This window comes from Streptomyces sp. SGAir0957 (assembly GCF_043523415.1).
Map to the genome: position 1 here is coordinate 3,579,620 of NZ_CP027293.1, position 14,655 is coordinate 3,594,274.

General features: G+C 66.3%; 8 protein-coding genes and 3 rRNA genes. 5 read left to right on the plus strand and 6 right to left on the minus strand.

The window, feature by feature from the left end:
- The first annotated feature begins 17 nt into the window (after positions 1 to 17).
- The 4 genes from C1N81_RS20975 (at position 18) to C1N81_RS20990 (ending at position 4,393) form a co-directional block, all read left to right on the plus strand.
- Positions 18 to 695, plus strand: coding sequence for a DUF4129 domain-containing protein (locus tag C1N81_RS20975; RefSeq protein WP_394438109.1), 678 nt, complete (start codon positions 18 to 20; stop codon positions 693 to 695).
- Between the two features lie 209 nt (positions 696 to 904).
- Positions 905 to 2,071 (plus strand): DUF4350 domain-containing protein, encoded by a 1,167-nt coding sequence (locus C1N81_RS20980; RefSeq protein ID WP_394438111.1) that lies wholly within the window; start codon positions 905 to 907, stop codon positions 2,069 to 2,071.
- A complete protein-coding gene (locus C1N81_RS20985; RefSeq protein ID WP_394438112.1) occupies positions 2,071 to 3,060 on the plus strand; it encodes an AAA family ATPase in 990 nt (329 codons plus the stop codon). Before C1N81_RS20980 ends, C1N81_RS20985 begins: the two co-directional genes overlap by 1 nt.
- Before the next feature lie 22 nt (positions 3,061 to 3,082).
- On the plus strand, positions 3,083 to 4,393 hold the full coding sequence (locus C1N81_RS20990) for a DUF58 domain-containing protein (RefSeq protein WP_394431330.1): 1,311 nt from the start codon (positions 3,083 to 3,085) through the stop codon (positions 4,391 to 4,393).
- Positions 4,394 to 4,482: 89 nt separating this feature from the next.
- Here C1N81_RS20990 and rrf read toward each other — a convergent pair.
- The 4 genes from rrf to C1N81_RS21010 form a co-directional block, all read right to left on the minus strand.
- Positions 4,483 to 4,599 (minus strand): 5S ribosomal RNA (rrf, locus tag C1N81_RS20995).
- 88 nt (positions 4,600 to 4,687) lie between these two features.
- Positions 4,688 to 7,811 (minus strand): 23S ribosomal RNA (locus C1N81_RS21000).
- Between the two features lie 319 nt (positions 7,812 to 8,130).
- Positions 8,131 to 9,656, minus strand: a 16S ribosomal RNA gene (locus C1N81_RS21005).
- The 16S, 23S and 5S rRNA genes sit together here, the layout of an rRNA operon.
- Before the next feature lie 576 nt (positions 9,657 to 10,232).
- On the minus strand, positions 10,233 to 11,240 hold the full coding sequence (locus tag C1N81_RS21010; protein WP_394431332.1) for a stage II sporulation protein M: 1,008 nt from the start codon (positions 11,238 to 11,240) through the stop codon (positions 10,233 to 10,235).
- A gap of 106 nt (positions 11,241 to 11,346) precedes the next feature.
- Between C1N81_RS21010 and C1N81_RS21015 the strand changes: the two genes are divergently transcribed.
- Positions 11,347 to 12,363: an RDD family protein gene (locus tag C1N81_RS21015; protein WP_394438114.1), complete on the plus strand. Its 1,017-nt coding sequence runs from the start codon at positions 11,347 to 11,349 to the stop codon at positions 12,361 to 12,363.
- A gap of 22 nt (positions 12,364 to 12,385) precedes the next feature.
- On the opposite strand, the gene C1N81_RS21020 is transcribed toward C1N81_RS21015, so the two are convergent.
- On the minus strand, positions 12,386 to 13,000 hold the full coding sequence (locus tag C1N81_RS21020) for a hypothetical protein (RefSeq protein WP_394431334.1): 615 nt from the start codon (positions 12,998 to 13,000) through the stop codon (positions 12,386 to 12,388).
- A 150-nt stretch (positions 13,001 to 13,150) separates the two neighbouring features.
- Positions 13,151 to 14,614, minus strand: a complete 1,464-nt coding sequence (gene ahcY / locus C1N81_RS21025) for an adenosylhomocysteinase (protein ID WP_394431336.1) — start codon at positions 14,612 to 14,614, stop codon at positions 13,151 to 13,153.
- Positions 14,615 to 14,655 lie beyond the last annotated feature (41 nt).

Here is a 14,655-nt window from a genome sequence, read left to right on the forward strand (position 1 = left end):
TGAGCGTGCACGGGGGGATGCTCGGGGCCGCGGCCCGGCTCACGCGCGCCGGCGGCGACGAGCCACCGGTGACGATCTCGCGCGACCCCGCGCGGGAAGCGGCCGAGCGGGAGCTGTCCAAGCCCGCGTACCACGAGAACGACCCGAGCTGGTTCGTACGCGCCCTGAACAAGTTCTGGGAGTGGGTCGACAAGCTGTTCTCCGCCGCGTCCGGCGCCGCCCCGGGGGGCACGCTCGGCCTGGTCGTCATCATCCTGGCCGTCCTCGCCCTGGTCCTCCTCCTGTGGTGGCGCCTGGGCACCCCGCGCCGCTCCCCCGCCTCCGCGCAGGCCCCGCTCTTCGACGCAGGGCCGCGCAGCGCCGCCGAACACCGCGCGGCCGCCGACGCCCACGCCGCCCAGGGCCACTGGAACCAGGCCGTCCAGGAACGCATGCGCGCCCTCGTCCGCTCCCTGGAGGAGCGCGCCCTCCTCGACCCCCGCCCCGGCCGGACCGCCGACGAGGCGGCCACCGAGGCCGCCCGCCCGTTCCCGGCCCACGCCGAGGCCCTCCACACGGCGGCCCGCACCTTCGACGACATCGCGTACGGCGGCCGCACGGCGACCCAGGACGCGTACCAGGCCCTCACCGCCCTGGACACCGAGCTGCACCACACCACCCCGTCCCTGCCGTCCCCCGCGGGAGCCGTCCGGTGACCGACACCCCGCACCCCGACCCGGCGAACGATGACGGGAACACCCCGAACCCGCTCGCCAAGGCCACCGCCCCGCCCGGCAACACCCCGGACGCCCACCCGAACCCCGGCCACCAGAGCAGCCAACCGGCTCCCGCCCCCGGGGCTCACGCCTCGACCACGCTCACGGCGCCGCCGCCCGCGACAGACCCCCCGTCCAACGGCACCTCGATCGCGCCCACGCCCCGCCAGATCTGGACCCGCACGCGCGGCATCGCCCTCGCCCTCGTCCTCCTCCTGGTCACCGGCGTGGCCATCGCGGCGGTCCGCTCCGACGAGCAGCACGGCACGCTCGACCCCCGCTCCGCCGACCAGTACGGCAGCCGCGCCGTCGCCGAACTCCTCGCCGACCGGGGCGTGGACACCCGCGTGGTCACGACCACCGCCGAGGCCCGCGCCGCGACCGACCGCGACACGACCCTCCTCGTGGCCGTCCCCGACCTGCTCACCCGGCACCAGCAGGAGCAACTGCGGGCCGCGACCGCCGACTCGGGCGGCCGCACCCTCCTCGTCGCCCCCAGCACCGCGTCCGTCGGGCGACTCGCCCCCGGCGTCACCACCGACCCCGGGCCCAGCGCGGACAGCACACTCGCCCCGGACTGCACGCTCCCGGCGGCCCGCCGCGCCGGCACCGCGGACACCGGCGGCCTCCGCTACACCACCACGCTCGGCAATGCGGAGCCCTGCTATCCCAGCGACGGCCTCCCGACGCTCCTGCACCTCCCCGCGGCCACCGGCGACGGCGACACCGTCGTCCTCGGCTCCCCCGACATCCTGCTCAACGACCGCCTCGACAAGCACGGCAACGCCTCGCTCGCCCTGCAACTCCTCGGTACCCGCCCCCATGTGGTCTGGTACCTCCCCTCCCTCTCCGACGAAGCCGCGACCGCCGACGACCAGAACGACCGCGGCTTCTTCGACCTGATCCCCTCGGGCTGGCTCTGGGGCACCCTGCAACTCTTCATCGCGGCAGCCCTGACCGCCCTGTGGCGCGCACGCCGCCTCGGCCCGCTGGTCCCCGAACGACTCCCCGTCGCGATCCGCGCCTCCGAAACCGTCGAAGGCCGCGCCCGCCTCTACCGCAAGGCGAACGCCCGCGACCGCGCCGCCTCGGCCCTGCGTATCTCCACCCGCACCACGCTGGCCCCCCTCATCGGTGTCCCCCCGTCCCAGGCCCACACGCCCGAGACCTTCCTCCCCGCCCTGGCCCGTCAACTCCCGACGCCCGACCAGGACTTGCACACCCTCCTCTTCGGCCCGCCGCCGACCACCGACGCAGCGCTCATCGCACTCGCCGACCACCTCGACGCCCTCGAAAGAGAGGTACGCCATTCATGATGGACCCGACCACTGACAACGCCGGGCCCACGACCGATCCCCGCAGCTCAAGGGCGTCCTTGGAGGCCCTGCGCACGGAGATCGCCAAGGCCGTGGTCGGCCAGGACCCCACCGTCACGGGCCTGGTCGTGGCCCTCCTCTGCCGCGGCCACGTCCTCCTCGAAGGCGTCCCCGGCGTGGCGAAGACCCTCCTCGTACGCGCCCTCGCCGCATCCCTCGAACTCGACACCAAGCGCGTCCAGTTCACCCCGGACCTGATGCCCAGCGACGTCACGGGCTCGCTCGTCTACGACACCCACACCTCCCGCTTCTCCTTCCAGCCGGGCCCGGCCTTCACCAACCTCCTCCTCGCGGACGAGATCAACCGGACCCCGCCCAAGACCCAGTCCTCCCTCCTGGAGGCCATGGAGGAGCGCCAGGTCACGGTCGACGGCACCCCGCGCCCGCTCCCCGACCCGTTCATGGTGATCGCGACCCAGAACCCGGTCGAGTACGAGGGCACATACCCCCTCCCCGAAGCCCAACTGGACCGTTTCCTCCTCAAGCTGAACGTTCCTCTCCCCACCCGCCAGGACGAGATCGACGTCCTGAACCGCCACGCCGCCGGCTTCAACCCCCGCGACCTCCAGGCGGCAGGCATCCGCCCGGTCGCCACCGCGGCCGACCTGGAAACGGCCCGCGCGGCCGTCGCGAAGACCACGGTCTCCCCGGAGATCACGGCGTACGTCGTCGACATCTGCCGCGCCACCCGCGAATCCCCGTCGCTCACCCTCGGCGTCTCCCCGCGCGGCGCCACGGCCCTGCTCGCGACGGCCCGCGCCTGGGCCTGGCTGACCGGCCGCGACTACGTCACCCCCGACGACGTCAAGGCGCTCGCCCTCCCCACGCTCCGCCACCGCGTCCAACTGCGGCCGGAGGCGGAGATGGAAGGCGTGACCACGGACTCGGTGATCAACGCGCTCCTCACCCACGTCCCCGTCCCCCGCTGACCAGGCCGGAGACGATCACGACATGGCCCTCACCGGACGCACGGCCCTGCTCGCCGCCCTGGGCTCCCTCCCCGTCGGGATCTGGGAGCCCAGCTGGACGGGCATCCTCGCCGTCAACACCCCTCTGGCCCTGGCCTGCGCCTGCGACTTCGCCCTGGCGGCTCCCGTACGCCGCCTGCGCCTGACGCGCTCCGGCGACACCTCGGTACGCCTCGGCGACCCGGCCGACGTCACCCTGACGATCACCAACCCCTCGCGCCGCCCCCTGCGCGCGCACCTGCGCGACGCCTGGCCGCCCAGCACGTGGCGCCAGGGCACGGAGCACGACGCGTCCCGCCACCGCGTGACGATCCCCGCGGGCGAACGCCGCCGCGTCACCACCCGCCTCCTGCCCACCCGACGGGGCGACCGCCGGGCGGACCGTGTGACCGTACGCTCCTACGGCCCCCTGGGTCTCTTCACCCGCCAGGGCACCCACGTCGTCCCCTGGACGGTCCGCGTCCTGCCCCCGTTCCACAGCCGCAAGCACCTCCCGTCCAAGCTGGCCCGCCTCCGCGAACTCGACGGCCGCACCAGCGTCCTGACCAGGGGTGAGGGCACAGAGTTCGACAGCTTGCGCGAGTACGTGCCCGGGGACGACACCCGCTCCATCGACTGGCGCGCGACAGCCCGCCAGTCCGCGGTGGCCGTCCGCACCTGGCGCCCCGAACGCGACCGGCACATCCTGCTGGTCCTCGACACGGGCCGCACCTCGGCGGGCCGCGTCGGCGACGCCCCCCGCCTGGACGCCTCGATGGACGCGGCTCTCCTCCTCGGCGCCCTGGCGTCCCGCGCCGGCGACCGCGTCGACCTCCTGGCCTACGACCGCCGCACCCGCGCCCTGGTCCAGGGCCGCACAGCCGGCCAAGTCCTCCCGGCACTGGTCAACGCGATGGCCCCCCTCGAACCGGCACTGATCGAAACAGACGCCCGCGGCCTGACCGCCACGGCAGTGCAGGCAGCTCCCCGCCGCTCCCTCATCGTCCTTCTTACGTCCCTGGAGGCGGCCCCCGTCGAGGAGGGCCTTCTTCCGGTCCTTACGCGCCTGACGAAGCGCCACACCGTGATCGTGGCGTCGGTCGCCGACCCGGCGATCGAGACCATGGCCGCGTCCCGTGGCACTACGGAGGCCCTTTACAACGCGGCTTCGGCAGCGCAGGCCAAGGCCGAACGTCTCCGCACCGCGGAAAAGCTCACCCGCCATGGCGTCACGGTCGTGGACGCGATCCCGTCGGAACTGGCCCCCGCTCTCGCGGACGCCTATTTGTCACTGAAGGCAGCCGGCCGCCTCTGATGGAAAGGGGCGGCGGCCCGCCGCTTTTTATTTACGTCAGAACGCAGAAAAGCCCCGTGCCAATGGCACGGGGCTTTTCTCTACAATTAGTTCGGCGGCGTCCTACTCTCCCACAGGGTCCCCCCTGCAGTACCATCGGCGCTGTGAGGCTTAGCTTCCGGGTTCGGAATGTAACCGGGCGTTTCCCTCACGCTATGACCACCGAAACACTATGAAACTGTCAACCGGAGCCGTGACCATGGCTACAAACGGTTGTTCGTGGTTTCAGAACCAACACAGTGGACGCGAGCAACTGAGGACAAGCCCTCGGCCTATTAGTACCAGTCACCTCCACCCGTTACCGGGCTTCCAGATCTGGCCTATCAACCCAGTCGTCTACTGGGAGCCTTAACCCCTCAAAGGGGGTGGGAGTCCTCATCTCGAAGCAGGCTTCCCGCTTAGATGCTTTCAGCGGTTATCCTTTCCGAACGTAGCCAACCAGCCATGCCCTTGGCAGGACAACTGGCACACCAGAGGTTCGTCCGTCCCGGTCCTCTCGTACTAGGGACAGCCCTTCTCAAGACTCCTACGCGCACAGCGGATAGGGACCGAACTGTCTCACGACGTTCTAAACCCAGCTCGCGTACCGCTTTAATGGGCGAACAGCCCAACCCTTGGGACCGACTCCAGCCCCAGGATGCGACGAGCCGACATCGAGGTGCCAAACCATCCCGTCGATATGGACTCTTGGGGAAGATCAGCCTGTTATCCCCGGGGTACCTTTTATCCGTTGAGCGACGGCGCTTCCACAAGCCACCGCCGGATCACTAGTCCCGACTTTCGTCCCTGCTCGACCCGTCGGTCTCACAGTCAAGCTCCCTTGTGCACTTACACTCAACACCTGATTACCAACCAGGCTGAGGGAACCTTTGGGCGCCTCCGTTACTCTTTAGGAGGCAACCGCCCCAGTTAAACTACCCATCAGACACTGTCCCTGATCCGGATCACGGACCCAGGTTAGACATCCAGCACGACCAGAGTGGTATTTCAACGACGACTCCCCCTGAACTGGCGTCCAGAGTTCACAGTCTCCCACCTATCCTACACAAGCCGAACCGAACACCAATATCAAACTGTAGTAAAGGTCCCGGGGTCTTTCCGTCCTGCTGCGCGAAACGAGCATCTTTACTCGTAGTGCAATTTCACCGGGCCTATGGTTGAGACAGTCGAGAAGTCGTTACGCCATTCGTGCAGGTCGGAACTTACCCGACAAGGAATTTCGCTACCTTAGGATGGTTATAGTTACCACCGCCGTTTACTGGCGCTTAAGTTCTCAGCTTCGCACACCCGAAAGTGCACTAACCGGTCCCCTTAACGTTCCAGCACCGGGCAGGCGTCAGTCCGTATACATCGCCTTACGGCTTCGCACGGACCTGTGTTTTTAGTAAACAGTCGCTTCTCGCTGGTCTCTGCGGCCACCCCCAGCTCACCGAGTAAATCGGATCACCAGTGATGGCCCCCCTTCTCCCGAAGTTACGGGGGCATTTTGCCGAGTTCCTTAACCATAGTTCACCCGAACGCCTCGGTATTCTCTACCTGACCACCTGAGTCGGTTTAGGGTACGGGCCGCCATGAAACTCGCTAGAGGCTTTTCTCGACAGCATAGGATCATCCACTTCACCACAATCGGCTCGGCATCAGGTCTCAGCCTTAATGTGCGACGGATTTACCTACCGCACGGCCTACACCCTTACCCCGGGACAACCACCGCCCGGGCTGGACTACCTTCCTGCGTCACCCCATCACTCACCTACTACCAGATTGGACCGGCGGCTCCACCACTTTCCATTCCCCGAAGGGTCCGGAACGGCTTCACGGCCTTAGCATCACTGGATTCGATGTTTGACGCTTCACAGCGGGTACCGGAATATCAACCGGTTATCCATCGACTACGCCTGTCGGCCTCGCCTTAGGTCCCGACTTACCCTGGGCAGATCAGCTTGACCCAGGAACCCTTAGTCAATCGGCGCACACGTTTCTCACGTGTGTATCGCTACTCATGCCTGCATTCTCACTCGTGAACCGTCCACCACTAGCTTCCGCTGCGGCTTCACCCGGCACACGACGCTCCCCTACCCATCACAGCCGCCGTTGGGCGTATTGCTGCAATGACACGACTTCGGCGGTACGCTTGAGCCCCGCTACATTGTCGGCGCGGAATCACTAGACCAGTGAGCTATTACGCACTCTTTCAAGGGTGGCTGCTTCTAAGCCAACCTCCTGGTTGTCTGTGCGACTCCACATCCTTTCCCACTTAGCGTACGCTTAGGGGCCTTAGTCGATGCTCTGGGCTGTTTCCCTCTCGACCATGGAGCTTATCCCCCACAGTCTCACTGCCGCGCTCTCACTTACCGGCATTCGGAGTTTGGCTAAGGTCAGTAACCCGGTAGGGCCCATCGCCTATCCAGTGCTCTACCTCCGGCAAGAAACACACGACGCTGCACCTAAATGCATTTCGGGGAGAACCAGCTATCACGGAGTTTGATTGGCCTTTCACCCCTAACCACAGGTCATCCCCCAGGTTTTCAACCCTGGTGGGTTCGGTCCTCCACGAAGTCTTACCTCCGCTTCAACCTGCCCATGGCTAGATCACTCCGCTTCGGGTCTTGAGCGCGCTACTAAATCGCCCTATTCGGACTCGCTTTCGCTACGGCTTCCCCACACGGGTTAACCTCGCAACACACCGCAAACTCGCAGGCTCATTCTTCAAAAGGCACGCAGTCACGACGCAAGGAACAAGTTCCTTGCGCGACGCTCCCACGGCTTGTAGGCACACGGTTTCAGGTACTATTTCACTCCGCTCCCGCGGTACTTTTCACCATTCCCTCACGGTACTATCCGCTATCGGTCACCAGGGAATATTTAGGCTTAACGGGTGGTCCCGCCAGATTCACACGGGATTTCTCGGGCCCCGTGCTACTTGGGTGTCTCTCAAACGAGCCGCTGACGTTTCGACTACGGGGGTCTTACCCTCTACGCCGGACCTTTCGCATGTCCTTCGCCTACATCAACGGTTTCTGACTCGTCCTGTCGCCGGCAGACGACAGAAGAGAGATCCCACAACCCCGCATACGCAACCCCTGCCGGGTCTCACACGTATACGGTTTGGCCTCATCCAGTTTCGCTCGCCACTACTCCCGGAATCACGGTTGTTTTCTCTTCCTGCGGGTACTGAGATGTTTCACTTCCCCGCGTTCCCTCCACACTGCCTATGTGTTCAGCAGCGGGTGACAGCCCATGACGACTGCCGGGTTTCCCCATTCGGAAACCCCCGGATCAAAGCCTGGTTGACGACTCCCCGGGGACTATCGTGGCCTCCCACGTCCTTCATCGGTTCCTGGTGCCAAGGCATCCACCGTGCGCCCTTAAAAACTTGGCCACAGATGCTCGCGTCCACTGTGCAGTTCTCAAACAACGACCAACCACCCATCACCCCGAACCAGTAGATTCGAGTGCACTGGGGCCGGCACTGAAGGCAGCCGTACTCGGCCGTACCTTCAGATACCCAACAGCGTGCCCGACCCGGTCCCGTCCGGAGATCATGCTTTCCACGCCCCGAAGAGCAGTACTCACAGCCTCCGACCCGACAACCGGATCGAATAGTCAACGTTCCACCCATGAGCAACCAGCATCGAACGTGCGCCGATGTACTGGCCTCTGACCTCACCCCGAAGAGTGCGGTAAGAAGTGCTCCTTAGAAAGGAGGTGATCCAGCCGCACCTTCCGGTACGGCTACCTTGTTACGACTTCGTCCCAATCGCCAGTCCCACCTTCGACAGCTCCCTCCCACAAGGGGTTGGGCCACCGGCTTCGGGTGTTACCGACTTTCGTGACGTGACGGGCGGTGTGTACAAGGCCCGGGAACGTATTCACCGCAGCAATGCTGATCTGCGATTACTAGCAACTCCAACTTCATGGGGTCGAGTTGCAGACCCCAATCCGAACTGAGACCGACTTTTTGAGATTCGCTCCACCTTGCGGTATCGCAGCTCATTGTATCGGCCATTGTAGCACGTGTGCAGCCCAAGACATAAGGGGCATGATGACTTGACGTCGTCCCCACCTTCCTCCGAGTTGACCCCGGCGGTCTCCTGTGAGTCCCCATCACCCCGAAGGGCATGCTGGCAACACAGAACAAGGGTTGCGCTCGTTGCGGGACTTAACCCAACATCTCACGACACGAGCTGACGACAGCCATGCACCACCTGTACACCGACCACAAGGGGGACCCTGTCTCCAGGGTTTTCCGGTGTATGTCAAGCCTTGGTAAGGTTCTTCGCGTTGCGTCGAATTAAGCCACATGCTCCGCTGCTTGTGCGGGCCCCCGTCAATTCCTTTGAGTTTTAGCCTTGCGGCCGTACTCCCCAGGCGGGGAACTTAATGCGTTAGCTGCGGCACCGACGACGTGGAATGTCGCCAACACCTAGTTCCCACCGTTTACGGCGTGGACTACCAGGGTATCTAATCCTGTTCGCTCCCCACGCTTTCGCTCCTCAGCGTCAGTAATGGCCCAGAGATCCGCCTTCGCCACCGGTGTTCCTCCTGATATCTGCGCATTTCACCGCTACACCAGGAATTCCGATCTCCCCTACCACACTCTAGCCTGCCCGTATCGACTGCAGACCCGGGGTTAAGCCCCGGGCTTTCACAACCGACGTGACAAGCCGCCTACGAGCTCTTTACGCCCAATAATTCCGGACAACGCTTGCGCCCTACGTATTACCGCGGCTGCTGGCACGTAGTTAGCCGGCGCTTCTTCTGCAGGTACCGTCACTTTCGCTTCTTCCCTGCTGAAAGAGGTTTACAACCCGAAGGCCGTCATCCCTCACGCGGCGTCGCTGCATCAGGCTTTCGCCCATTGTGCAATATTCCCCACTGCTGCCTCCCGTAGGAGTCTGGGCCGTGTCTCAGTCCCAGTGTGGCCGGTCGCCCTCTCAGGCCGGCTACCCGTCGTCGCCTTGGTGAGCCATTACCTCACCAACAAGCTGATAGGCCGCGGGCTCATCCTTCACCGCCGGAGCTTTTAACCATCGTCCAGGAGGACGGAAGTGTTATCCGGTATTAGACCCCGTTTCCAGGGCTTGTCCCAGAGTGAAGGGCAGATTGCCCACGTGTTACTCACCCGTTCGCCACTAATCCACCCCGAAGGGCTTCATCGTTCGACTTGCATGTGTTAAGCACGCCGCCAGCGTTCGTCCTGAGCCAGGATCAAACTCTCCGTGAATGTTTCCCCGTAATCGGGGTCACACCACGAGAGCGGACCAGACAGGAGGAATAATCCCGTCCGGTCACAGCGTCCTCGCTGTGTTTATTTCAAAGGAACCTCGCCCCAACCATCAGATGACGGCCGGAGACGGGGTAATCAACATATCTGGCGTTGACTTTTGGCACGCTGTTGAGTTCTCAAGGAACGGACGCTTCCTTTGTACTCACCCGAGAGACTCTCTCGCGGCTTTCCTCCGGGCGCTTCCCTTCGGTCTTGCGTTTCCAACCTTACCAGATCCGTTTTCCGTTCCGTTTCCGGTTCGGAATTCATTTCCGGTGGCCGTTGGAGGGCCTTTGCCTTTCGGCGGTTCCGACTTTATCAGAAGTTTTGGGCCGGACTGACCGGCTGATTTCTCTGAATAATCGGGGGCTTCTCGAAGAATGTTATTTCGTGAAGCGCGCTAGATGCTAACGGTTGCGGACGAGCCTTGTCGAACTCGGGGCAACTGTTCGAATCTACCTCCCCGGTTCAACCGTGTCAACGGTCTTTCCGAGGCGAAGAGGAGACTAGCAGGTCAGATGAGCCGTATGCACATCACGCAGCCGTGGGCACGGCCGCGCTGCGTTCCGCCGTCTCCAGGTCACCGGTTTCGCCCGCTCGCGCCGCTCGGCCGCCGAGGACGTACACGTAGGTGAGGAAGGCGAGTTCGGCGGCGATGCCGATGCCGATACGGGCCCAGGTCGGCAGTCCCGAAGGCGTGACGAAGCCTTCGATCGCGCCGGAGACGAAGAGGACCAGGGCCAGACCGATGGCCATGCCGATCGCCGCACGGCCCTCTTCCGCCAAGGCGGTCCGGCGGGTGCGGGGGCCCGGGTCGATGACGGTCCAGCCGAGGCGTAGCCCCGTACCGGCGGCCACGAAGACCGCGGTCAGTTCCAGGAGGCCGTGCGGGAGGATCAGGCCGAGGAAGGTGTCGAGCCGGCCGGCCGAGGTCATCAGGCCTATGCCGACGCCGACGTTGAGCATGTTCTGGAAGAGGATCCACAGGACCGGCAGGCCCAGGAAGACGCCGAGGACCAGGCACATCGCTGCGGCCTGCGCGTTGTTCGTCCACACCTGGGCCGCGAAGGACGTGGCCGGGTGGCTCGAGTAGTACGTCTCGTACTGGCCGCCGGGGCGAGTCATCTCGCGGAGTTCGGACGGCGCGGCGATGGAGGCCTGCACGTCGGGGTGGGCGCCTATCCACCAGCCGATCAGGACGGCTATCGCCGTGGATATGAGGGCGGTGGGCACCCACCAGTGGCGTGCCCGGTAGACCGCTGCCGGAAAGCCGTGGGTGAGGAACCGCGTGACGTCGCGCCAGGAGGCGCGACGCGTGCCGGTCACGGCGCTACGCGCGCGTGCCACGAGTTGGGTGAGGCGGCCGATGATCCTGGGATCAGGGGCGCTCGACTGGATGAGCGAGAGGTGGGTCGCCGTGCGCTGGTAAAGGGACACCAGTTCGTCCGCTTCCGTGCCGGTGAGGCGGCGTCGGCGGCGCAGCAGTGCGTCCAGGCGGTCCCACTCGGCGCGGTGGGCGGACACGAAGACGTCGAGGTCCATCCGGTCTGCTGCTCCTCGCTCATCCGGCACCTGTGCGGCGCGTTGTGCCCTCAGCTTGGCAGACTGGCGGTTCCGGAGGCAGGTCAGGGAAGGGTGGGTGGCCGGCGTGAGTGAGCTGGTGACAGGCGAGGCAGTGGCATTGGAGCTGCGGCCCGCGAAGCTGCCGAGCCGTGCGCTCGCCGTGCTCATCGACCTGGTGGCGGCGTTCGCCGTCTACATCGTGGTGACCATAGCCGTGGTCGCCGCGACCGCGTCGATGGACGACGCCGCCTCGGCGGCCCTCTCCGTGGCGTTGTTCCTGCTGGTGCTTGTCGGTGTGCCGATCGCCGTGGAGACGCTGAGCCATGGGCGCTCGCTCGGGAAGCTCGCGTGCGGGCTGCGGGTCGTGCGGGACGACGGAGGGCCGGTCCGGTTCCGCCACGCGCTCGTGCGCGGGGCCGTCGGCGTCGTGGAGATCCTCATGACGTTCGGGGTCGTCGCGTGCATCGCGTCGCTGGTCTCCGCGCGTGGGCGGCGGGTCGGCGACGTGTTCGCCGGGACGCTCGTCGTGCGCGAGCGGGTGCCCGCCGGGCAGGCGGCGGTCGTGCCGCCTCCGCCGCCTTGGCTGGTGGGGCGGTTCGCGCAGGTGGATCTGTCGGCGGTGCCCGAGGGGCTGTGGCTCGCCGTGCGGCAGTACCTGACGCGGATGGGGCAGCTGGACCCGCAGATCGGGTACGGCATGGCCGAGCGGCTCGCAGCCGATCTGGCCGCGCACACGGGTGCGCCCGCGCCTCACGATGTGCCGCCGGCGGCGTTCCTGGCGGCGGTGATGCACGAGCGGCAGTCGCGTGAGGTGCGGCGGGCTTATGACGCGGCCGGGCGGGGCGGGAGTGTCGCACCGCCGATGCCGATGTCCACGCCTCCGTCGATGCCCATGCCCTCGCCCATGGCGGCCCCCGCGCCCGGACCGTACGGTCCGCAGGGGGCCTACGGCGCCGGGTCGGCCGCGCCCGCGCCTCAGAATTTCGCGCCTCCTGCCCAGGCGCCTTCCGCACCGCCCTCAGCGCCGCCCGCACAGCCCGCGCCGCCGGACTCCCAGAAGCCTGAGCAGCCGCCGTCCACCGGGTTCGCACCGCCCGCCTGACGGTCAGGTCACGGCCTCCGCGTCAGCCGAACACCGACGGGGGTGTCTCCAGGTCCTCCAGCTCGATGCCCGGGGCCGCCAGGACCACGTCGCCGCTGATGTGGATCGTGTGCTGCTCCCCCGTGTCCAGGGCTGTGACCTGGTACGCGTCCACGACGAGGGGGCCGTTGTCAGTGGCGTGTGCTTCGCTGTTCAGCAAGGTCCAGGACTGGTCCAGAGTGCGTGGGGCCAGGACGGGATCCGTCAGGGCTACGAGGCGTACGCGGGCCGAGGGGGAAGCGGGGGTGAGGTTCAGCAGTCGCGTGGTGGCGACGAGGAACGCGGGGGATGTGCCGGTGAAGGCATGAGCGGGTGCGTTGCCCTCGGTGGCGTGGGTGCCGGTGGGGTCGGTGCGTACCCAGGTCACGCCGTCGATGGCGGCTCCTCGCACCTGCCAGCTCGCGGCGTTCACTTCGAGACGGATGGGGCGGCCGAGTTCGTCGAGGGCGAGGTCGATCGAGCCGGCGTGATCGCCGGAGGGGGTGGTCCGCTGGGCCACGTAGCGCCAGCCGGAAGGGCCGGGGGCGCAATGGAAGTGCTCGTCACCGAGGGGGGTGTGATCGTGCGGATCGTGCAGCGAATATCGGCCGCGGGGCATGGGGTGCGCGGAGTCCTTCGAAGATCGTGACGGCTGGCGGCCCGTGGCCGACGGTCGTGCGCGGAGTACGGGACAGGCCCCCGGCACGGGGGTGCGGGGGCCTGTCCTGTCAGTCCGTGCGCGCGACCGGCGTGGCCGTGGTGCCCGGTGTCAGTAGCGGTAGTGGTCCGACTTGTACGGGCCCTCGACCTCGACGCCGATGTACGACGCCTGCTCCGGGCGGAGCGTCGTCAGCTTCACGCCGAGCGAGTCCAGGTGGAGGCGGGCGACCTTCTCGTCCAGGTGCTTCGGCAGGACGTAGACGTCGGTCGGGTACTCCGACTGCTTGGTGAACAGCTCGATCTGGGCCAGCGTCTGGTCCGCGAACGAGTTGGACATCACGAAGGACGGGTGCCCGGTGGCGTTGCCCAGGTTCAGCAGGCGGCCCTCGGACAGCACGATGATGACCTTGCCGTCCGGGAACGTCCACGTGTGGACCTGCGGCTTCACCTCGTCCTTGACGATGCCGTCGATCTTCGCGAGCCCGGCCATGTCGATCTCGTTGTCGAAGTGACCGATGTTCCCGACGATCGCCTGGTGCTTCATCTTGGCCATGTCGCTCGCCATGATGATGTCCTTGTTGCCGGTCGTCGTGACGAAGATGTCGGCCTTGTCGACGACCTCGTCCAGCGTCGTGACCTGGTAGCCGTCCATCGCCGCCTGCAGCGCGCAGATCGGGTCGATCTCGGTGATGATCACGCGGGCGCCCTGGCCGCGCAGCGACTCCGCACAGCCCTTGCCGACGTCGCCGTAGCCGCAGACGACGGCGGTCTTGCCGCCGATCAGTACGTCGGTGGCACGGTTGATGCCGTCGACGAGTGAGTGGCGGCAGCCGTACTTGTTGTCGAACTTCGACTTCGTCACCGCGTCGTTCACATTGATCGCGGGGAACAGGAGGGTGCCCTCGCGCTGCATCTCGTACAGGCGGTGGACACCGGTCGTGGTCTCCTCCGTCACGCCGCGGATCTCCGAGGCGAGCTGGGTCCACTTCTGCGAACCGTCCGAGATGGTGCGGTGCAGGAGCTGGAGGATGACGCGGTGCTCGTCGGACTCGGCGGTGTCGAGCGAGGGGACCTTGCCGTCCTTCTCGTACTCGACGCCCTTGTGGACGAGGAGGGTGGCGTCGCCACCGTCGTCCAGGATCATGTTCGGGCCGCCGGTGGGGGTGTTCGGCCAGGTCAGCGCCTGCTCCGTGCACCACCAGTACTCGTCGAGCGTCTCGCCCTTCCAGGCGAAGACCGGGACGCCCTGGGGGTTGTCCGGGGTGCCGTTCGGGCCGACGGCGATGGCCGCGGCGGCGTGGTCCTGGGTGGAGAAGATGTTGCAGGACGCCCAGCGGACCTCGGCGCCGAGGGCGACGAGGGTCTCGATGAGGACGGCCGTCTGGACGGTCATGTGCAGGGAGCCGGTGACGCGGGCGCCGGCCAGCGGCTGCGCGTCGGCGTACTCCTTGCGGATCGACATCAGGCCGGGCATCTCGTGCTCGGCGAGGGTGATCTCCTTGCGGCCGAACTCGGCGAGGGAGAGATCGGCGACCTTGAAGTCCTGGTCCTGTCGGGCGGCGACAGAAGTCATAGGTGAGCTGCTCCTCGGTGCAGTTGCAGGTGGTCGAGGTG

What these genes read in the sequence shown, in the direction of transcription:
- C1N81_RS20975 (WP_394438109.1), top strand. Translation starts at nt 18, where the DNA reads ATGCTCGGGGCCGCGGCCCGGCTCACGCGCGCCGGCGGCGACGAGCCA.
- C1N81_RS20985 (WP_394438112.1), top strand. Translation starts at nt 2,071, where the DNA reads ATGGACCCGACCACTGACAACGCCGGGCCCACGACCGATCCCCGCAGC.
- C1N81_RS20990 (WP_394431330.1), top strand. Translation starts at nt 3,083, where the DNA reads ATGGCCCTCACCGGACGCACGGCCCTGCTCGCCGCCCTGGGCTCCCTC.
- C1N81_RS21010 (WP_394431332.1), bottom strand. Translation starts at nt 11,240, where the DNA reads ATGGACCTCGACGTCTTCGTGTCCGCCCACCGCGCCGAGTGGGACCGC.
- C1N81_RS21020 (WP_394431334.1), bottom strand. Translation starts at nt 13,000, where the DNA reads ATGCCCCGCGGCCGATATTCGCTGCACGATCCGCACGATCACACCCCC.
- ahcY (WP_394431336.1), bottom strand. Translation starts at nt 14,614, where the DNA reads ATGACTTCTGTCGCCGCCCGACAGGACCAGGACTTCAAGGTCGCCGAT.